Genomic DNA, 17,588 nt, shown 5'->3' with positions numbered 1-17,588 from the left:
TCCGGAGGGCTCTAGCTGGACTGGATCGGATCGCTCGTGCGGTGAAGCCGAGTTGCGGAAACTCTTGCAAATTTCAGCGTCAGCGCTTTCCGGCGCGCAGCTGCCAGCGGTGTCGGTTCCGGGTAGCGGGTGATTTCCGCGCCGAAGTCATCTGCCATGAAGAGGCCTGTATCCTGGGGCAAGAGATCAGTTGGAAAGTGCTCGTCTACGGCCCAGAAGAAGCGATCGCACCACGGCAGGTAATTTTGCCATTTCAGGTCGGACTGGAAATCCGTCCGGCAGGACTTGCACTCGATAATCCAGATTTCGCCTTTCGGGCCAAGGGCCATGACGTCCACGCGGAGGCCGCTTGCCGGGACAAACTCGAGAATACTGGCAAAATCGAGTTCCCGAAGGTGAAACTGAACGCCACGTGCGAGTTTCTGACCCGGCAAAAGGGCAGAGAGGGGCGAAACCGATTCAATCGTCATTCCCGGATTTTAGACGGTGCCTGCCAAGGCTTCAAACATTGGTTTGAAATTCGCGCTTCCGCATGTATCGTCGAAAACCGGCAATTTGCTATAGTCTGCGACCAATGCATGTCTTGAGAGACTTGAGACGGTTGCGCTCTATGGTTACAGAGTGAAAAAAGAACCTGTCCGTCCGGATCCGACGGCCATGGACCCGCCATCGGGGAGTTGAGGAGAACCATATGGCAGACGCCGCCATCCAATCGCATCACGATCACGGAAAGCCGGGCTTCTTCACGCGCTGGTTCATGTCGACGAACCACAAGGACATCGGGATTCTGTATCTGATCACGTCCGCCATTGTCGGACTGATCTCGGTGGCCTTCACCATGTATATGCGCCTCGAACTCATGGAGCCCGGCGTTCAGTACATGAACATCGACGGGGTGCCGAACGGGCATATCTGGAACGTCATGGTGACCGCCCACGGCGTCCTGATGATGTTCTTCGTCGTCATTCCCGCGCTGTTTGGCGGGTTCGGCAACTATTTCATGCCCTTGATGCTCGGCGCGCCGGATATGGCGTTCCCGCGGCTGAACAATCTCAGCTACTGGCTCTATGTTGCGGGAACCTCTCTGGCGGTTCTTTCGCTTTTCGTGCCGGGCGGCAACGGGTTGAACGGCGCAGGCGTAGGCTGGGTGCTCTACGCGCCGCTTTCCACGACCGAAGCCGGGATGTCGATGGATCTGGCCATTTTCGCCGTCCACCTCTCGGGTGCATCCTCGATCCTCGGCGCGATCAATATCATCACCACGTTCCTCAACATGCGTGCTCCGGGCATGACGCTGCACAAGGTGCCGCTGTTCCCGTGGTCGATCATGGTCACCGCATTCATGATTCTGCTGGCTCTTCCGGTGCTTGCAGGCGCGATCACCATGCTGCTGACCGATCGCAACTTCGGCACGGCCTTCTTTGACCCGGCCGGCGGCGGTGACCCGGTTCTCTACCAGCACATCCTGTGGTTCTTCGGCCACCCGGAGGTCTACATCATCATCGTGCCAGGATTCGGGATCATCTCGCATGTGATCGCGACATTCTCGCGCAAGCCGATCTTCGGCTATCTGCCCATGGTCTATGCGATGATTGCAATTGGCGCGCTGGGCTTTGTCGTCTGGGCGCACCATATGTATACCGTGGGTCTGACCACGACCCAGCAGGCCTATTTCATGCTCGCAACGATGGTCATCGCCGTTCCCACGGGGGTCAAGATCTTCTCCTGGATCGCGACGATGTGGGGCGGTTCCATCGAGTTCAAGACACCGATGCTCTGGGCGCTGGGCTTCCTGTTCCTGTTCACCGTCGGCGGCGTGACTGGCGTTGTGCTCAGCCAGGCCGCGATCGACCGTGCTTACCACGACACATACTACGTGGTAGCTCACTTCCACTACGTCATGAGCCTGGGTGCCGTCTTCTGCATCTTCGCGGGGATTTACTACTGGTTCTCGAAGTTCACGGGGAAATCCTATCCGGAATGGGCAGGCAAGCTGCATTTCTGGATGATGTTCATCGGCGCCAACCTGACCTTCTTCCCGCAGCACTTCCTTGGTCGTCAGGGTATGCCTCGGCGCTACATGGACTACCCTGAGCAATTCGCGCTCTGGAACTACATCTCCTCGCTTGGTGCGTTCCTGTCCGGCCTCTCCTTCCTCTTCTTCTTTGGTGTGATGTTCTACTCAATCCGCTACGGCAAGAAGGTCAGCGATCCGCAATACTGGGGCCCACAGCCCGATGCGACGCTCGAATGGACGCTGCCGAATCCGCCGCCGGAGCATACGTTCGAGACCCTTCCCACCCGCGATATGTGGGAGCATCGCGGCGGCGGCGGCCATTGAACGACGGTCCCGACCGAATGAATGATCTGAAGGAGGCGGGTGTGGGAACACCCGCCTCTTCGGCTTTCGAGCCCGGCATTTTCGACAGGAAGGATGAGCCGGTTTACGAGGTAACCCTCTGGCCGCATCGTTCCTTGGGCGCGAAAGGGAGCGGGGTTGTCATCGCTATCGCCGCTATCGGGCTGGCCATTCCGCTTCTGGGGCTAATCGGGACAATGGCAGCGTGGGGAATGCTGCCCTTCATGCTGGTGGTCCTGCTGGCGCTCTACTGGGCCTTTCGTCGCAGCCATGCGGATGCAAGGCTTACCGAAGAATTGCGCCTCTGGCCCGATCTGATCACGGTCGTGCGGCGTGAACCGCGAGGCACGATCCTGCGCTGGCATGCCAACCCTTTCTGGGTGGAAATCAAGATTCACGAGAATGCCGCTATCGAGAAGTATCTCACGCTGCGGGGAAATGGCCGCGAGATCGAATTCGGTGCTTTTCTGGCACCTTGGGAGCGGGAGCAGCTCTTCGACGACCTGCTGAAGGCCCTTGCCACGGCGAAAGAGCGGGCAGGGGCCAAAGTGGCTGACACCTGAAGCCTCCTGCACTATGGTCTCCCGGAAAGTGCAGCCTTCTGGAGAAATGCCGTGTCGAACCGAACCCTCGCCGCTGCAGCGCTGGCTCTCGTTTGCGCTCACCCCGCAAATTCGGATGAATTCACAGATGTCGTGGAGGGGGCGCTCGAGGCCTATGAAGCCGGGGAGTTCACAGCAGCGCGCGAAGATCTGGACTACGCCATAAAGATCCTTGCGGAAATGAAATCCGAGGGGCTTGCGGCCTTTCTCCCCGATGCGCTGCCCGGATGGGAGCGCGGCGAAGCCGAGGCCGAGGGCATGACAATGGGTCTTGGAATGCTCGGCGGTGGTACGGCTGCGGCAGCAAAATACTCGAACCCGGATGGGGAACTGACCATTTCTCTCATCACGGATTCGCCAATGCTTGCGAGTTTCAGCGCCATGTTTTCCGGGCTTTCATCTGCTGCCGGTGGGAAGCCGATTCGTATTCAACGGGTCCAGTTCATAGAGAATGACGGCGAATTGCAGGGAATCGTCGAGAACAGGATCCTGGTTTCCGTCACAGGCGACGCGTCCCTCGAAAGCAAGAAGGCTTATCTGGAGGCGCTGGATATTCAGGGGCTCAAGGACTTCTAGAATCCAGTTTGCCTTTGCACGCCAGCCAAGGTGAACCGGTCTCTTGGTGGTAAGCCGTTCCCTATCCGACACCGCCAAGCACGTAGATCCAAGCCGAAACAGTGAGCACGGAGACGGCGGTTGCGAGCAGAATTGCTCCGGCCGCCTCGGGTTGTCCGCGCTTGTACTGTACCGCGAAGATATACGAGTTCACGCCGGGTGCCATTGCCGCCGTTACCACCGCTGCGCGCAGGAAGCCTTCGGACAGATCGAAAACATAGTGGCCGAGACCATAGGTAATGGCGGGGTGAACGATGAGAGATAGAACGGTGACCATGATCGATTCCGGACCGGCGTCTCTCAGGCCATATCGTGTCAGCACACCACCCAATGCGAAAAGAGCGGCCGGCAGTGCAGAATTCGCGATCATGTCCACCGCTGTCCAGATTGTCTCATGCAACTCGATCCCGCTGAGATTGACCGCAAACCCCACCGCGAGGCCAATCATAAGGGCGTTGCGGAACATAGCGCCGAAGACTGCTTGAATGGTCGGTATCAGGCCGCGCCCATCCGCTCGGGCAAATTCCATCGTGGTGATCCCGACCAGGTAGCAGAATGGCGCGTGGATCGCGAGAATCGCGAAGTTTGGCGCGAGTGCATCGGTGCCATACGCGCGCTCCATGATCGGCAAGCCGAGCAAGGCGGAATTCGAAAAGAGCGCCGAGAAGCCGATAGCCACTGCCTCACCCGGCCGTCGGTTGAAGAACCTCCGTGCACCGATCGTTCCCAGCGCGAATGAGATAATTGCGGCGACATAGAACGAAATGAGAAGGCCGCGATTGAAGACTTCGTCCAGATCGACCTGCGCGATTGCCCGAAACAGCAGGCAGGGCACGGCAAATCGCAGGGCGAACGCCATCAAACCGTCGACGCTTGCAATCGGAAAAACCTTGCTGAACGTTGCCGCATAGCCGGCGGCTGCTACAAGGAAGACAGGCAGGACGAGGACAAGGATTTCGAGGATCAAGCCGGGGTTTCCAGCACGAGGCCATCATAAGCGACCGAAACATGCTCCGGAATTTCGCTTTGGAGGGTTTCGTAGTCCAGATCGAGGTGCATGTTGGTCAACACGGCACGACGCGGTTTGGCGCGCTCGATCCATGCGAGGCTCTGTTCAAGATGCGCATGCGTCGGGTGTGGCTTGTATCTCAGGGCATCGACTATCCAGGTGTCAAGTCCGCCGAGGTGATCCCAGACTGGTTCGGGAATATCCGAAACATCAGGTAGGTAGAAGACGTCCTTGATCCTGTAGCCCAAGGCTTCGATCCGACCATGCGCGACAGAATGCGGTTCAAACCGGATTGGTCCTGCCTCCCCATCGACCTCGAAGGCGCCATCGATCTCCGTAAGATCGAGAATTGGGGGGTAGGCACTTCCTGGCGGCTGTACAAACGCGTAGGAGAAGCGTGAAACAAGGGAGTGGGACGTAATCGGATCTGCCCAGACCGCGAGGCGTGAGCCGCGGTTGTAGACGATCTGGCGCAGGTCATCGATGCCATGGACATGATCGGCATGAGCATGGGTATAGACCACGCCATCGAGGTAGCCGACACCGGCATCCAACAGTTGGTCACGCATGTCCGGCGTTGTATCGATCAGAACACGGGTGACTGCTTCCCCCTCTATGCGCTCGACAAGCAAGGAACAGCGCCGCCGGCGGTTCCTGGGGTTCTGCGGGTCACAGGCCCCCCACAGGCCACCGAGGCGCGGCACGCCTCCAGAGGAACCGCACCCCAGTATCGTGAAACGAAGGAGGCCCACTAGTCGGCACCTCCGTTGGAGGCCGCAGCCTTGTAGAAGAGCCTGTCGAAATTGGCGGAGGTCAACGCGGCGAAATCTTCGATCGACATTTCGAGATACTCGGCCATGATACGCGCGGTATTGGCGACGAAGGCCGGCTCGTTCCGCTTGCCGCGATGTGGGACCGGCGCGAGGTAGGGACTGTCGGTTTCCACAAGGAGCCTGTCGCGCGGCGCATCGGCGAAAATCGAGCGTATTTCACCCGCATTCTTGAATGTGGCGATGCCGGGGATTGAAAGGTAGAACCCGAGATCGATTGCTGTTTCCGCGAGTGTGCGCCCGGCAGTGAAGCAGTGCATGACGCAACTGAACGCCCCTTCGCCATGAGCTCTCGAGAGCGTTTTGCCAATATCCTCATCCGCGTCGCGTGCGTGGATGATCAATGGCAATCCCGTCTGGCGCGCGGCTTCGATATGCACGTCGAGGCTTTCGGCCTGATTGCCTTTCGTGTCGGACGCATAGTGATAGTCGAGACCAGTTTCACCAATGCCGACGAACTTTGGGTGTTTCGCCAGTGCGACAAGTTCGTCCACGGTTGCCAGCGGCTCGTCGGCCGCATTCAGGGGGTGTGTCCCTGCTGCGTAGTAGACTCCCGGGTGTGATTCAGCGATGGCCCGAACCTTGGGTTCTTCGCGCAAGCGCGTGCAGATCGTGACCATGCGGTGCACACCCGCAGACGCGGCGCGAGCGACGATATCGTCCACCTCATCGGCAAAATCGGGGAAATCGAGATGGCAATGGCTGTCGACAAGGGCGGGCACGGACATGGGTACGACGGATCACAACAGGTTGGACAAACAAGGAAGCGGGGACTGTCACGCTGCCAATCGGGAAGCTTCGACCGCCGCCGCGTCGATCTGAAGCAACGTATCAAGGATGACATGTACGGGGTCAAGGTTCACCGCATAGGCCATCTCGGCGCGTGTCGTTATTGTTGCGGTGAGGTCTGCCCAGAGCCGCGCCTGAGCTTCAGTGACGCCAAATCGGGCAATCATTGAAGCCTCTGCCTCCGATACAGGAGTGAGGTCGCCCTGCACGCCGGAAAGCGCTAGCCGACAAAGCGCGCGCTCGAGGAGCCTGAGCAGAACGGGGAACTTCTCGGCCTTGTCTTGTCCGTTGCACGTTTCTGCGAGGGATAGTGCTTCCACTCGATCCATCGGTGAGCGGCTGCCAATTAGCGTGGCGATCCGCGCGTAGAGGGCCACGCCATCACCCGCCGTCAAATCTAGCGCCTCCACGACAGAGCCGCCGGTGAGAGCGGCAAGCGCTCGGGCATCGTCCGGGTTCTGTGGGTGGCCTGCCTGTGCAAGCGCCCGGGCCAGATTTTCGGCGGAAAGCGGCGTGCATTTCAGTTCACGGCAGCGCGATCGGATCGTGGGCAGAAGACGCGACGGCCTGTGCGAAACCAGCAGCATGATCGTGTTGGCAGGCGGTTCTTCGAGTACCTTGAGGAGCGCGTTTGCGGCTCCCTTGTTCATGTCGTCTACCGCGTCGATGATGGCCACGCGCCATGAGGCATCGGGCGCGCTGAGTTGCAGGTTCGCCTTGATCGCGCGGGCTTCTTCCACCGTGATTTCCTTGCGGAACCGATTGGCCTTCGCGTCCCAGGGGCGGCGGCAGAGTGCCAGCCCGGGGGCCGAGAGGGCCTGGACCTGCCTGCTTATCGGGTGTGCGGGGCTCAAACTGAGCGACTCGCCGTCTCCACCTGCCAAGAGATAGCGCGCGATGCGCCAGCATAGCGTTGCCTTTCCAATGCCCCTTGGGCCGGTCACGAGCCATGCATGGTGCAGCCGGCCGGTCCGGACCGCATCGAGAAAGGATGCTTCGGCCCTTTCCTGCCCGAATAGATCCGGCGTCTCGCGCGGGTGTGGGGCCAGCGCGTGGCGATCAGGTTCAGGAGGTGTTTCTTTTTCAATGGCAATCTGTGGCTTCACAGCCGCTTCTCCACCGTGTCGCGAATTTTGCGTGCGATATCAGGCCCAGGATCCGATGCCGGGATGATCTCGCACCGTTCAGGAAATTCGCCGGCCAGCGATTGGAACCCGTCTCTGAGGCGGTGCTGAAAATCCAGTCCACGCCCTTCGAAACGGTCGCCCCCAAGCCCCCTCGCTTGGGTGCGTGAAAGTGCCTCCAAGGGATCGAGATCGAGAATGAGCGTGAGTTCCGGGTCGACCCCAATCATCAATTCGTGCAGTCGATCAACCATCTCCCTAAGCTCAGGGTTCGCGGCACCCTGATAGACGCGGGTCGAATCAGCGAAACGGTCGCACAGCACGATGTCTCCGCGCGCGAGAGCTGGCTGTATGGTGCGCTCTAGATGATCGCGACGTGCGGCTGTAAAGAGAAGGATTTCCGTTTTGGCCGACCAGCGCCCGGTCTCGCCTTCGAGAAGCAGCTTTCGGATTGCTTCAGCGCCATCAGCTCCGCCTGGTTCGCGTGTCGCAAGAACGGAGTGGCCCTTCGCGCGCAGATGGTCGGCGAGAAGTCGAAGCTGTGTCGACTTGCCCGAGCCATCGATACCTTCAAAGGAAATGAAGCGTGCGGCCATTCGCCTCAGTCGCTACCGGTAATCATGTCGAGAGCGCGGTCGCGTGTGATTATCGCCGCAGCTTCGAGGCGCGTCATGAGGCCGCCGCGATCGACGTCTTCAGCAGCTACGAGGTCGAATTTGACCTGGTCGTGACCTGGCACATCGACGAGGATCGCTCCTGCTACCTGACCTGCCTTCACAGGAGCCTCGATCGGCGTGTTATAGACAATGCGCGCCGTCACTTCGCTGCGCTCGGCCCGAGGTACCAGCATCTGGATGTCGTCGGGGGCGACCAGAGGTACGGTCCGCTCCGCGCCAAGCCAGACGTCTGCAACCGCCGCTTCATCGCCCTCATCGAAGAACCGGACAGTGTCGAAAGAGTTGAAGGCCCAGTTGACCACCGCCTCCGCTTGCGCCGCGCGTTCGGACGCGCTGTCCAATCCCGTAAGAACGAAGACAATTCGCTGTCCATCCTGAACAGCGGATCCGACAAGCCCGTATCCGGCCTCGGATGTATGGCCGGTCTTGAGTCCGTCCGCGCCGATGCCGAGATCGAGTAGGGGATTGCGGTTCTGCTGGGTGATGTCGTTCCACGTGTATTCGGTTTCCGCGAAATAGCCGTAATACTCGGGGAACTCGGTGATGATGAGCTGCGCCAGTTTCACGAGGTCTTCCGCGCTCATTTCGTGGCCCGGCTCCGGCCACCCGGAGGCGTTCTTGAGCGAGGTGTTGTTAAGGCCGAGTTCCTTTGCTCGGACGGTCATCTGTCGCGCAAATTCTTCCTCGGTTCCGGCCAGGTTTTCCGCCACCACCACGCAGGCATCATTGCCAGATTGCACGATGATGCCATGAATGAGCGCGTCCACCGGAACCACCGTTCCAGCTTCCACGAACATGCGTGAACCACCCATGCTCTGGGCGCGCTGGCTCACCCTGAACTCGGTTTCGGTGGTTACACGTTCTTCCCGGATCGCCTCGAACAGCATGTAGAGCGTCATCAGTTTCGACATGGATGCCGTGGGCAGGGGCTCCTGCGCGTTCTTCTGAAGGAGGACCATGCCAGTATCGTGATCAACGGCCATGGCGGAACGGGCCTTGGTCTCGATTGCGCCGGCAGTAGCCGGCACCAGCGCCGCCAGTATAAGAAGGCTGGCGAGAACGGGTTTGCTGCTCATCATCTTATCTCCGCCATTGGCTGCCCCCCGATCGCAAGGCAAGGGATAAGCCAAGGCTGGCGGCCTGTCAAAACGAAGCGCAGGGCGCGGATCACGTTTCCTTGGGTGTGTCTTCGCGCCCCGCGAACAATCTTCAGGTGTCGGCGCCTGTCAGGCGATGAAGTTCGGCTACCGTTGCCGAATCAAGCCCGAGCGCCGAAGCGAACCGGGAGAGGAACTGCCTTTCCTCGTCAGTATCTACATGGATAGCGAGGAGTGCGGCCGCATAGACTTCTGCGGCCTGCGTCTGGTTTCGCACTTCGGACGCAATTGCCTGGATATCCAAAGGCTTGTTGATCTCCTCAAGCAAGAACTGCTTTTCTTCCGCAGTTGCGGTTTCTGCGTCGAACTTCTCGAAGATATTTCGAAGTTCCTGCTGATCGATCTGACCATCCGATTTTGCCGCAGCTATCATCGCGCGTGTCGCCAGTCGTTCCATCTGGGGCTCAACGGCTGTTTCCAGTTCGCTCAGATCCGGCAACCCTTGCTGCTGCGCCGGCGCTCCAGCGCCAGCCATTGCGCCTTGGCCCTGCGACTGTGCATTGCGCAGAGCGCTGATGGCGAGCGTCCCGAGAACTGCCAGTGCGCCGCCTTTTGCCGCGCCCTTCAGACCACCCCCGAACAGGGCGCCTGCCACAGCGCCGATCCCGCCGACATGTGCCCCGGAAAGACCGCCGACCTGATCCTTCTGTAGCCACTGCCCAGCCTGGTCCGAAAGGCCACGCATCGTCTGTCCGCCAGAGCCGCCGCCCATGCCCGATTTTGACATGACGTTCTGGATTTCACTGAAAATGCTGCTTATGGCGTTCCCGCCCAGACTGCTGCGCGCGGCGTTCACGCGATTCTGTGACGGAGCGCTTCCGCCCAGTCCGCTTTGCATGATCTGCCCGAGAATATTGCCGAAACTCATGTTGCTCCCTCCAACGGTCAGCGCTCAGGTGCAAAGCACCCGCGCATCGGAAGACAGGGCATGATACGAGGTATTCTGCTGCACCGGCCGTTCCGATTTCGGATCGGAGACTGGCATGACGAATATTCTTCGAGGGGTCAAGTGGCGCGGTTGACGGGGCTCGAACCCGCGACCTCCGGCGTGACAGGCCGGCACTCTAACCAACTGAGCTACAACCGCGCATCTTGAATTGAGGCAGTGCCTCGCTTCGGGGTGTGAAGCATCGCTTCGACAGGGGGGCTTTTATGAGTCTCCCGTGGGGGCGTCAAGCGAATTAAGACATCTTTTCGACACTTCTCATCCGATTTTTTCCGGGGGCCCATTCTGACCGGTGACGATCACATCGAGGGCGAACGCGCCTGAGCTCTCGCGACTTCCAATGAGATAGACCCGAACCACATAGGACCCGCTTTGATCCACCGCTTGGGCATAGGTTCTTTGTTCGATCGTGCTGGTGAAGATGCGCGCGCCGCCACCAGGTGGAACGAGATCGAAGTGAACTGCCGTATCGCCGGAGAGTATGAGCGCTAGCGTCTGTCCGGCGCGCACAGGCACGATGAATTCAGCAAAATCAAGGCCTGCAACCTCCGCCTCGTAGCGTTGCTGGTAGCCACCAGAGGGTGGCGCGATTGGCGGAACCCTCGGTGCGCAGGCCGCCAGCAGACCCAGGGTGCCAATCAATAGAATCCGCCCCAGCTTGTGCAGGGAAACACGCACGTCGCGATGGATCACGGCTGCCTGTTTACGTCGTCATCGGCGGGCTTGTCGTCGAATTTTCCGGAAAGTATGCGAGCCGCGTCGCCTTCGGGGTCGTCATACTGGTCCGTGCGCAGCGTCCAGAGAAAGGCCAGAAGACCGATTCCACCCAGAAACAGCGACACCGGTATCAGGACCACGAGGATGTTCACTGGGCTGCTCCTTTCCCAATCGGGTTGCGTTCAACGACACGATGATCGAACTGGCAGACATGGCGATAGCAGCGATCAAGGGAGTCACATACCCCGCATAGGCGATCGGCACAGTCACGATATTGTAAGCAAAGGCCAAACCAAAATTTTCCAGGATGCGCCGTCGGGCCACGCGCGCAAGTCTCACAGCATGAACTGCGCCATCAATCCTGTCCCCGAGAAGAATGAGGTCCGCAGCTGTCCGGCTGGCATCCACGGCCGACGCCGGGGAAATTGACACATGGGCTGCCGCGAGCGCTGCGGCATCATTGAGCCCGTCGCCGATCATGAGAACCTTGCGACCTTCCCCCGCCAGTTTCTGCAAAAGTGCGACCTTGCTCGAAGGCGTCGCCAGCGCTGTCCACTGGGGGATTCCGGCAGCCTGTGCCGCATCCCGAACAGGAGCTTCGGAATCGCCCGAGAGAAGTTGGACAGAAAGCCCTGCGTCTTTCAGTTTCGACACCGTATCCGCAGCTTCCGGCCTCAACTCATCCTCGAAGGTGAAAGGCAGGGGTGTCGCATCTCCGATTGCGAGCCAAGTCGTTGTCCGCTCCGGGGGGGCGGTATTGCCGACCCATTCCGCGCGCCCAAGGCGCACGGGAATGCCCCCCAATATCGCCCTTGTTCCGTGTCCCGGCTCCTCAACCACGTCCTCAAGGGGGGCAGGCGAAATGCCACGGTTTCGCGCGGCATTCATGATGGCCTTTGAAAGCGGATGGGCGCTTCCTTGTGCGAGGCCCGCGGCAACCTTCATTGCCTCCGTGGGAAGGCCTTCCTGTTCCATCAGGCGCGGGGCTCCGGTGGTCAGCGTCCCTGTCTTGTCGAAAACGACCGTATCCACCTGCCCAAGCCGTTCGAGCGCCTCGCCATCCTTCAGCAGAATACCGCGACGGTAGAGCCGCCCCGAGGCAGCGGTCAGCACTGCCGGAACCGCGAGACCCAATGCACAGGGGCAGGTGATGATGAGGACGGCGGCTGCGATATTGAGCGCCACGCGCCAATCTCCGCCAATGAAACCCCATGTCAGAAGGGCACTGAGTGCAAGCAGGTTGACCGTATGACTGTAGTATTGCGACGCGCGACTGGCCAGGCTGGCATATCGTCCTCGGCTCTGCTCCGCCGTTTCCACAAGCCGGGCGATCTGGTGGAGGAGGGTCTCTTCTCCCAGCGCCTCGACTCTAAGGCGGATGGGACCCGACAAGTTCAGCATGCCCGCGTGGAGCCGCGTACCCGGTGCAACGCGTTCCGGCATTGTCTCGCCGGTGAGCATCGAGCGATCCACTTCGGTCTCACCCGCGATCACGCAACCATCTGCCGGGACACGTCCGCCTGGCGCGATTGCGACGACATCGTCTTCGCGGAGCGCATCGAGCGGAACGGTTTCCAGTTCTCCGTCTTTCTTGATCCGTTCTGCAGTCCGCACCTCCAGGGCGGCAACCTCTGCTGCCGCCGAGCGTGCCGAACCGCGGGTTACCAGTGCGAGATACCGCCCGACGAGCAGGAAGAACGTCAGCATCAGTGCCGCGTCGAAGAACGCGTGTTCACCCGATTGCGTGGTTTCCCAAAGACTGACACCGAGCGCCAGAAGGATCGCGGTCGAGATCGGCACGTCCATGTCGAGCCGCCCCCCACGCAGGGCCCCGACGGCGTTCGAAAGGAATGGCTGTGCGGCGAACAGCGTCGCGGGTAGGGCAATGGCCGCCGAAACCCAGTGCATCAGGTCGCGGGTCGTGTCAGCCGCACCCGACCAGACCGAAATCGAGAGCAGCATTACGTTCATCAGCGCAAAGCCCGCCACACCCATCCGGGCGAGCAGCGAACGGCTTTCGGCGTCCCGCCGTGTGGCGTCGAGGGCGGCACTGTCGAGCGGATGCGCCTCGAAGCCACGAGTAGTCAACGCCTCGATCAGCTGTTCGCTCATGCCGGGCACATCGTCGGCGGTGACACTTGCTCGTTTTCGGGTGAGGTTCACGCGCGCCGCGGCCACGCCGGGTGTTGCCTCTAGCGTTCTTTCGACACCCACAATGCAGGCAGCACAGTGAATTGCCGGAAGAGATATTTCGAACCGTCTCAGGCTGGCGATCCCGTCGGGCCCGGACTCCGCCATGCCATGCGGCAGATCACGCACCGCGACGCAGGCCGGACAGCCTCCCGTGCCAGGGAAGGTGGGTGTGTTTGTCATGACCCCCCGGCGGATACGAAGAGCGAGTGATACTGGACAAACGCTGTGCCGTCGGCAGCCTCGGCTCGGATATCGACGCGCCAGTTGCCCGGTTCGAGAGAAAGTGCTGCGGCGTAGCCCTCCGGCGTCTCCATCAAGTCCAGAGAGCGATCCTGGCTTTCCGTCGTCGGTCGCCCAACCACGACATCTAGGGTTTTCGGGCGTACCGTGTTTTTCCGCGCGTCCTGCAAGCCGAGATAGACAGCTCCATCGCGGTACTGGACCGAAACATCCCATCCGAGCGCTTCCTGCGCCTTGCGGTTCCGGTCGAAGTCTTGGCTTGCCACATAGCTGTTGGGAACGACGAGGCCGGAGAATGTGTCGATGGCATTGACCATCAGGATGACATTCACCGTTATCACCACGGCGAAGAATCCGCCAAAGATCAGCGCGACCTTGCGGCCCGTCAGCTTGCCTCGGTCCGCGGCAATCTTCTCAGAACGGGTCATTGCGGATTCCCATGAAAGACGGTCTCCTCGATGGCGCGGGTGCTCGAAGATGTATCCTGCACCGAAAGTTCGACATCGAAGGTTTCGAGATCGATGCCAGGGCTGCCGGGTTCACTGGTGAGATAGATCCTCTGCCGCCATGTCTCATCTGCGGGAACGGTCACGAGTGAACCATCCGCGCCTTGCAGGTTCAGAGCCAGAGGATACTCGGAAGCAACTGAAATGTCGAAGGTTCTTTCATAGCCGGTCATGTTGCGCAGACGCAGCTCATAGGCATTCCTCACGGCACCGTCTGACAGAACGACGTTGATCGGGTTGCGAACCGGCTCGACGGAGAACGACAGATCCGTGCGCAACACGAGTGCGGCCAAAAGCCCGACACCGATCCCGCCCCAGAGCACGGTATAGAGGATGACACGTGGGCGCAGGATGCGTCTCCAGACCGGCACGGGCTCCTCGCCACGACGTTCCGCTTCGCCGTCTTCAAGGGTGATGTAGTCGATCAGACCGCGTGGCTTGCCTATCTTCGCCATCACGTCGTCGCAGGCATCGATACAGAGCGCACAGGTTATGCACGCAAGCTGCTGGCCGTCGCGGATATCGATCCCCATCGGGCAGACGTTCACGCAGGCGTTGCAGTCGATGCAATCCCCCAACGTCTCCTTCTGCGGGATAGGGCCGCCGACGCCGCTCGGCATGCCGGGCATGCCCAGGTTGGGCGATTTCGGCCCCTCGGCGGGTCCGGCCGCGCGGTTCGTCGCCACGGCGGCGGCAGCCTTCTCGGCCATTTCCTTGCGGCGGCGGTGCTTGCCGCGGGGCTCTCCCCTCCATTCGCGGTAGCCGACCGTGATGGTCTGTTCATCCATCATCGCGCCCTGGATGCGCGGCCAGGGACACATGTAGATGCAGACCTGCTCGCGCATCAGCCCGCCGAACGTGAAGGTGGTGGCGGTCAGCACGAGCACGGAGATATAAGCCGCCGCGGGGGCGTTGCCGGTGAACAGATCGACCAGCAATGTTGGTGCATCGGCAAAATAGAAGACCCATGCACCTCCCGTGGCGACCGAAATGAGGATCCAGACTGCGAATTTGGTCACGCGAAGGCGGATTTTGCGCGGTGTCCAAGGCTCCTTCCAGAGTCGCACGCGAGCGTTCCGGTCGCCCTCGATCCAGCGTTCCACCAGGATGAAGAGGTCGGTCCAGACGGTCTGCGGGCAGGTATATCCGCACCAGACCCGGCCCAGAGCCGCCGTGAACAGGAACAGGCCCAGCCCCGCCATGATCAGCAGTCCGGCGATAAAATAGAATTCCTGCGGCCAGATCTCGATGAAGAAAAAATAGAAGCGGCGGTTCGCCATGTCGACGAGAACGGCCTGATCCGGGAGGTCCGGGCCACGGTCCCAGCGGATCCAGGGCGTGATGTAGTAGATGCCCAGCGTGACCGCCATGATCCACCATTTGAAAGTCCGGAACCATCCGGTGACCCGGCGGGGAAATATGGGCTCCCTCGCGGCGTAAAGCGACGGTTCGGTCTGGGGGGTATCACTCACGGGACGCTTCCTGGAATCAGTCGGGGTTGCGGGTCCAAAGACACATCGTCGAATCAAGATATTTGTTCATTGATCCGGATCAACCGGCGGAATTCTCCCGAATGCCGCCGGCTTTCTCTTTGCATGACGCTGTGCGTCGTGGCGCGCTTGGCCGCGGAGCCACGACACGAAAGATTTCGCGGATGGGCGCAGGACGCCGGGGCGGGTCACGACATGATAGCCGCTTCCCTCGCTCTTGTCTTCGAAGAGCACAACGAGGTTGCCGCTCTCGATTTCGGGTTCCACAAGTGCCCGAGCTACAACGGAAATTCCGTCTCCGTTCATCAACCCCTCTAGGACCATGAAGCCGGGCAGGTGGGTCAGGTTCTCAGATTTCGGAGACAGAACACCTTGCGTGCGCAGCCAGATGGACATCTCGTCCGTGCCGTATTCCTGAAGCCATGGCAGCTCTAGAATGTCCCGCGGCTCGCTGACCCGCCGATCGTGCACGAGACTTCTTGCGCCTACGATGGCAAATCCGGTGGGCAGAAGCATCTCTGTTTCCAGGCCCGGCCAACTCCCGGAGCCGTAGCGAATGGCGACATCGACGCCGCCGGGTTCGAGCGGCATGACCTCGGCGGTGGGGTTGATCATCAACTCGATTTTCGGGTGGTGGTGACGAAAATCCCCGATCCGGGGCATCAGCCAGCGCAGGCCGAAGCTCGGTGTCAGCGTCACCTGCAGCGGGCGCCCGGAATCGATGCCCCTGAGCTCCTCGACGGCGGTGAAGATCGCGTTGAACGACCCGTTCAGCGTCTGGGCGAACCGCGCACCCTCGGGTGTCAGGGAGATGCTGCGGCCACCCCGCTGAACCAGGGCAACGCCGAGATCGGCTTCGAGCGCGCGCACATGCTGGCTCACCGCGGCATGGCTCACGTTCAGCGCTTCGCCAGCACGGGTGTAGCTGCCGGTCCGGGCCAGCGCGCTGAAGGCGCGCATGGCGCTCAAGGACGGGATGTCGCGCCAATTCATTGTAAGCCCAACTTACAAAGCAAGGATCTTCCTGACTCGCTCGAACATACAGCAATCTGCCACAATGTTGAGAGAAAGTCATGCAGATGCGGAGTGGAGAGATGTTATTCGAGCTTTCAAACAGTCTTCTTGTCGCCTCGCGGCTCGATGCCTGGGACCTGGGGCGCAGGGGCGCGTTTCCGGCGGGCAGGACCCCCATGCCCAACGGGGGGCGCGCCGACACCAACGAGGCCTTTCAGGCGCCGAAACTACACTCGAATTTGGCGGCCGCGAGCATTGGAAAAGGGGGGCAAAAGTGATGGTCCCCGTGCAGCCGCCCTATGTCCTTCTGCCGGCGATCGCTCGGGCGACAAGCCGCCTGCTGCGCCGAAAAAAACGTGCCGCGCTCTTGCGGCTAGACGACCATCTCCTCGCCGATCTTGGCCTTTGCCGGGAGGAGTTGGAGCGGAAATTCTGCCCTCAATTCGGCCGCTCGAAACGGTGAAAAAGTGGGAGTTTTGCGCGTATGCATTTGATATGCATTTCATACATATTTCATATGCATAAATTTCGGCAAAATGGATGGCACCGCCACCGACCCCAGAGCGGTTTGGCCTGAACCCTTCGCGCTCTAGCGGAGCTGGCTGTCCTTCGATCCGCGCCGATTGATCCCGCCCCGCGCCACGGGGCGGGCGTCGCGGTCGGACTGGCAGTCGATGCAGAGCTTCACGCCTGGAATGGCCTTTCGCCGGGCCTCGGGGATCGGCTCCTCGCATTCGGCGCAATGGGTGAGGCTTTCGCCCGTAGGGCCGCGTCGGGCCTTGAGCCGCGAAAGCTCATCGCTGATCGAGGCGTCGATCTGATCCTGCACCGCGCCGTCGCGCGTCCAACCTCCGGCCATGGCCTGTCTCCCGATAGAAGGAGAGGAAGATAGGATCGCGCCCCGAGCGCGTCAAACCTGGGGAGCCAGATCTCTCAACTCCAGTGAACTGCTTTCGGCCCGTCACGCCGTTGGTGCGGGGACCCAATGGCACGGAACAAGCCGAAGGCGCCGTGCCTGCGACGGCCCGACCGGACGGGCTGGCGCATCGTCGATGCAGGGGCATACCGTAGATCTAGGCAGTATCGTCACCATAAAATGCGTCGAACAGGCGGCGTTGCGCTACCCCCCCCCGGTCCACCTCCGGCCCGGCTTACAAAAAGGGGCGGTCCGCGCAGGTCTGTCGTACAAGTTCCGCGTAGCAAAGGTCAAAAGGGCTCGCCACATTCGTTCGCCGCGAAATGCATGGGTGCTGGACGGGCTGGCGCATCGTCGATGCAGGGGCATCCCGTAGATCTAGGCAGTATCGTCACCATAAAATG

Annotated in this window: 19 protein-coding genes and 1 tRNA gene; 4 read left to right on the top strand and 16 right to left on the bottom strand. The window is 60.6% G+C overall.

The window, feature by feature from the left end; all coding sequences use genetic code 11:
* Nucleotides 1-11: 11 nt before the first annotated feature.
* Nucleotides 12-470, bottom strand: coding sequence for an MmcB family DNA repair protein (locus tag ACP15W_RS13980; RefSeq protein ID WP_424933525.1), 459 nt, complete (start codon nt 468-470; stop codon nt 12-14).
* 221 nt (nt 471-691) lie between these two features.
* Here ACP15W_RS13980 and ctaD point away from each other — a divergent pair, with 221 nt between their 5' ends.
* From ctaD to ACP15W_RS13965, 3 genes are read left to right on the top strand one after another with little or no spacing between them, the layout of a single operon-like run.
* Nucleotides 692-2,341, top strand: a complete 1,650-nt coding sequence (ctaD, locus tag ACP15W_RS13975) for a cytochrome c oxidase subunit I (protein WP_424933524.1) — start codon at nt 692-694, stop codon at nt 2,339-2,341.
* Between the two features lie 17 nt (nt 2,342-2,358).
* Nucleotides 2,359-2,922, top strand: coding sequence for a DUF2244 domain-containing protein (locus tag ACP15W_RS13970; RefSeq protein WP_424933523.1), 564 nt, complete (start codon nt 2,359-2,361; stop codon nt 2,920-2,922).
* Nucleotides 2,923-2,973: 51 nt separating this feature from the next.
* Nucleotides 2,974-3,537, top strand: coding sequence for a hypothetical protein (locus ACP15W_RS13965; protein WP_424933522.1), 564 nt, complete (start codon nt 2,974-2,976; stop codon nt 3,535-3,537).
* A 61-nt stretch (nt 3,538-3,598) separates the two neighbouring features.
* On the opposite strand, the gene ACP15W_RS13960 is transcribed toward ACP15W_RS13965, so the two are convergent.
* The 14 genes from ACP15W_RS13960 to ACP15W_RS13895 form a co-directional block, all read right to left on the bottom strand.
* Nucleotides 3,599-4,543 (bottom strand): AEC family transporter, encoded by a 945-nt coding sequence (locus ACP15W_RS13960; RefSeq protein WP_424933521.1) that lies wholly within the window; start codon nt 4,541-4,543, stop codon nt 3,599-3,601.
* Entirely contained in the window at nt 4,540-5,337 is a 798-nt protein-coding gene (locus ACP15W_RS13955; RefSeq protein WP_424933520.1) for an MBL fold metallo-hydrolase, read from the bottom strand. Before ACP15W_RS13955 ends, ACP15W_RS13960 begins: the two co-directional genes overlap by 4 nt.
* Nucleotides 5,337-6,143, bottom strand: a complete 807-nt coding sequence (locus ACP15W_RS13950; RefSeq protein ID WP_424933519.1) for a TatD family hydrolase — start codon at nt 6,141-6,143, stop codon at nt 5,337-5,339. Before ACP15W_RS13950 ends, ACP15W_RS13955 begins: the two co-directional genes overlap by 1 nt.
* 48 nt (nt 6,144-6,191) lie before the next feature.
* Complete coding sequence (locus tag ACP15W_RS13945) at nt 6,192-7,310, bottom strand: DNA polymerase III subunit delta' (RefSeq protein WP_424933518.1); 1,119 nt, start codon at nt 7,308-7,310, stop codon at nt 6,192-6,194.
* A complete protein-coding gene (gene tmk / locus ACP15W_RS13940; RefSeq protein WP_424933517.1) occupies nt 7,307-7,924 on the bottom strand; it encodes a dTMP kinase in 618 nt (205 codons plus the stop codon). Before tmk ends, ACP15W_RS13945 begins: the two co-directional genes overlap by 4 nt.
* 5 nt (nt 7,925-7,929) lie before the next feature.
* On the bottom strand, nt 7,930-9,084 hold the full coding sequence (locus tag ACP15W_RS13935; RefSeq protein WP_424933516.1) for a D-alanyl-D-alanine carboxypeptidase family protein: 1,155 nt from the start codon (nt 9,082-9,084) through the stop codon (nt 7,930-7,932).
* Nucleotides 9,085-9,214: 130 nt separating this feature from the next.
* Nucleotides 9,215-10,030 carry a tellurite resistance TerB family protein gene (locus tag ACP15W_RS13930; RefSeq protein WP_424933515.1) on the bottom strand — a complete coding sequence of 272 codons (816 nt, stop codon included), beginning with the start codon at nt 10,028-10,030 and terminating at the stop codon, nt 9,215-9,217.
* A 142-nt stretch (nt 10,031-10,172) separates the two neighbouring features.
* Nucleotides 10,173-10,249, bottom strand: a tRNA-Asp gene (locus ACP15W_RS13925).
* A 117-nt stretch (nt 10,250-10,366) separates the two neighbouring features.
* On the bottom strand, nt 10,367-10,801 hold the full coding sequence (locus ACP15W_RS13920) for a hypothetical protein (RefSeq protein WP_424933514.1): 435 nt from the start codon (nt 10,799-10,801) through the stop codon (nt 10,367-10,369).
* Nucleotides 10,798-10,959 (bottom strand): cbb3-type cytochrome oxidase assembly protein CcoS, encoded by a 162-nt coding sequence (gene ccoS, locus ACP15W_RS13915; protein WP_424933751.1) that lies wholly within the window; start codon nt 10,957-10,959, stop codon nt 10,798-10,800. The genes ACP15W_RS13920 and ccoS overlap by 4 nt, the downstream gene beginning before the upstream one ends.
* On the bottom strand, nt 10,883-13,198 hold the full coding sequence (locus ACP15W_RS13910; RefSeq protein ID WP_424933513.1) for a heavy metal translocating P-type ATPase: 2,316 nt from the start codon (nt 13,196-13,198) through the stop codon (nt 10,883-10,885). The genes ccoS and ACP15W_RS13910 overlap by 77 nt, the downstream gene beginning before the upstream one ends.
* Nucleotides 13,195-13,686 carry a FixH family protein gene (locus ACP15W_RS13905; RefSeq protein ID WP_424933512.1) on the bottom strand — a complete coding sequence of 164 codons (492 nt, stop codon included), beginning with the start codon at nt 13,684-13,686 and terminating at the stop codon, nt 13,195-13,197. Before ACP15W_RS13905 ends, ACP15W_RS13910 begins: the two co-directional genes overlap by 4 nt.
* Nucleotides 13,683-15,236 (bottom strand): cytochrome c oxidase accessory protein CcoG, encoded by a 1,554-nt coding sequence (ccoG, locus tag ACP15W_RS13900; protein ID WP_424933511.1) that lies wholly within the window; start codon nt 15,234-15,236, stop codon nt 13,683-13,685. Before ccoG ends, ACP15W_RS13905 begins: the two co-directional genes overlap by 4 nt.
* 66 nt (nt 15,237-15,302) lie before the next feature.
* A complete protein-coding gene (locus tag ACP15W_RS13895) occupies nt 15,303-16,247 on the bottom strand; it encodes a LysR family transcriptional regulator (protein ID WP_424933510.1) in 945 nt (314 codons plus the stop codon).
* Between ACP15W_RS13895 and ACP15W_RS13890 the strand changes: the two genes are divergently transcribed.
* Complete coding sequence (locus ACP15W_RS13890; protein ID WP_424933509.1) at nt 16,213-16,731, top strand: DUF1127 domain-containing protein; 519 nt, start codon at nt 16,213-16,215, stop codon at nt 16,729-16,731. The two genes, ACP15W_RS13895 and ACP15W_RS13890, sit on opposite strands and share 35 nt — an antisense overlap.
* 126 nt (nt 16,732-16,857) lie before the next feature.
* Here the strand turns inward: ACP15W_RS13890 and ACP15W_RS13885 are convergent, their stop codons facing one another.
* The gene (locus ACP15W_RS13885) at nt 16,858-17,127 is read right to left on the bottom strand and encodes a DksA/TraR family C4-type zinc finger protein (protein WP_424933508.1); all 270 of its coding nucleotides are present in this window, start codon (nt 17,125-17,127) and stop codon (nt 16,858-16,860) included.
* Nucleotides 17,128-17,588: the final 461 nt, after the last annotated feature.

Source organism: Amaricoccus macauensis, from assembly GCF_049800915.1.
GTDB classification, from domain to species: Bacteria; Pseudomonadota; Alphaproteobacteria; order Rhodobacterales; family Rhodobacteraceae; genus Amaricoccus; species Amaricoccus macauensis_A.
The sequence above is the reverse complement of the archived record's forward strand: the minus strand, read 5'-3'. Positions and strand labels throughout refer to the sequence as shown.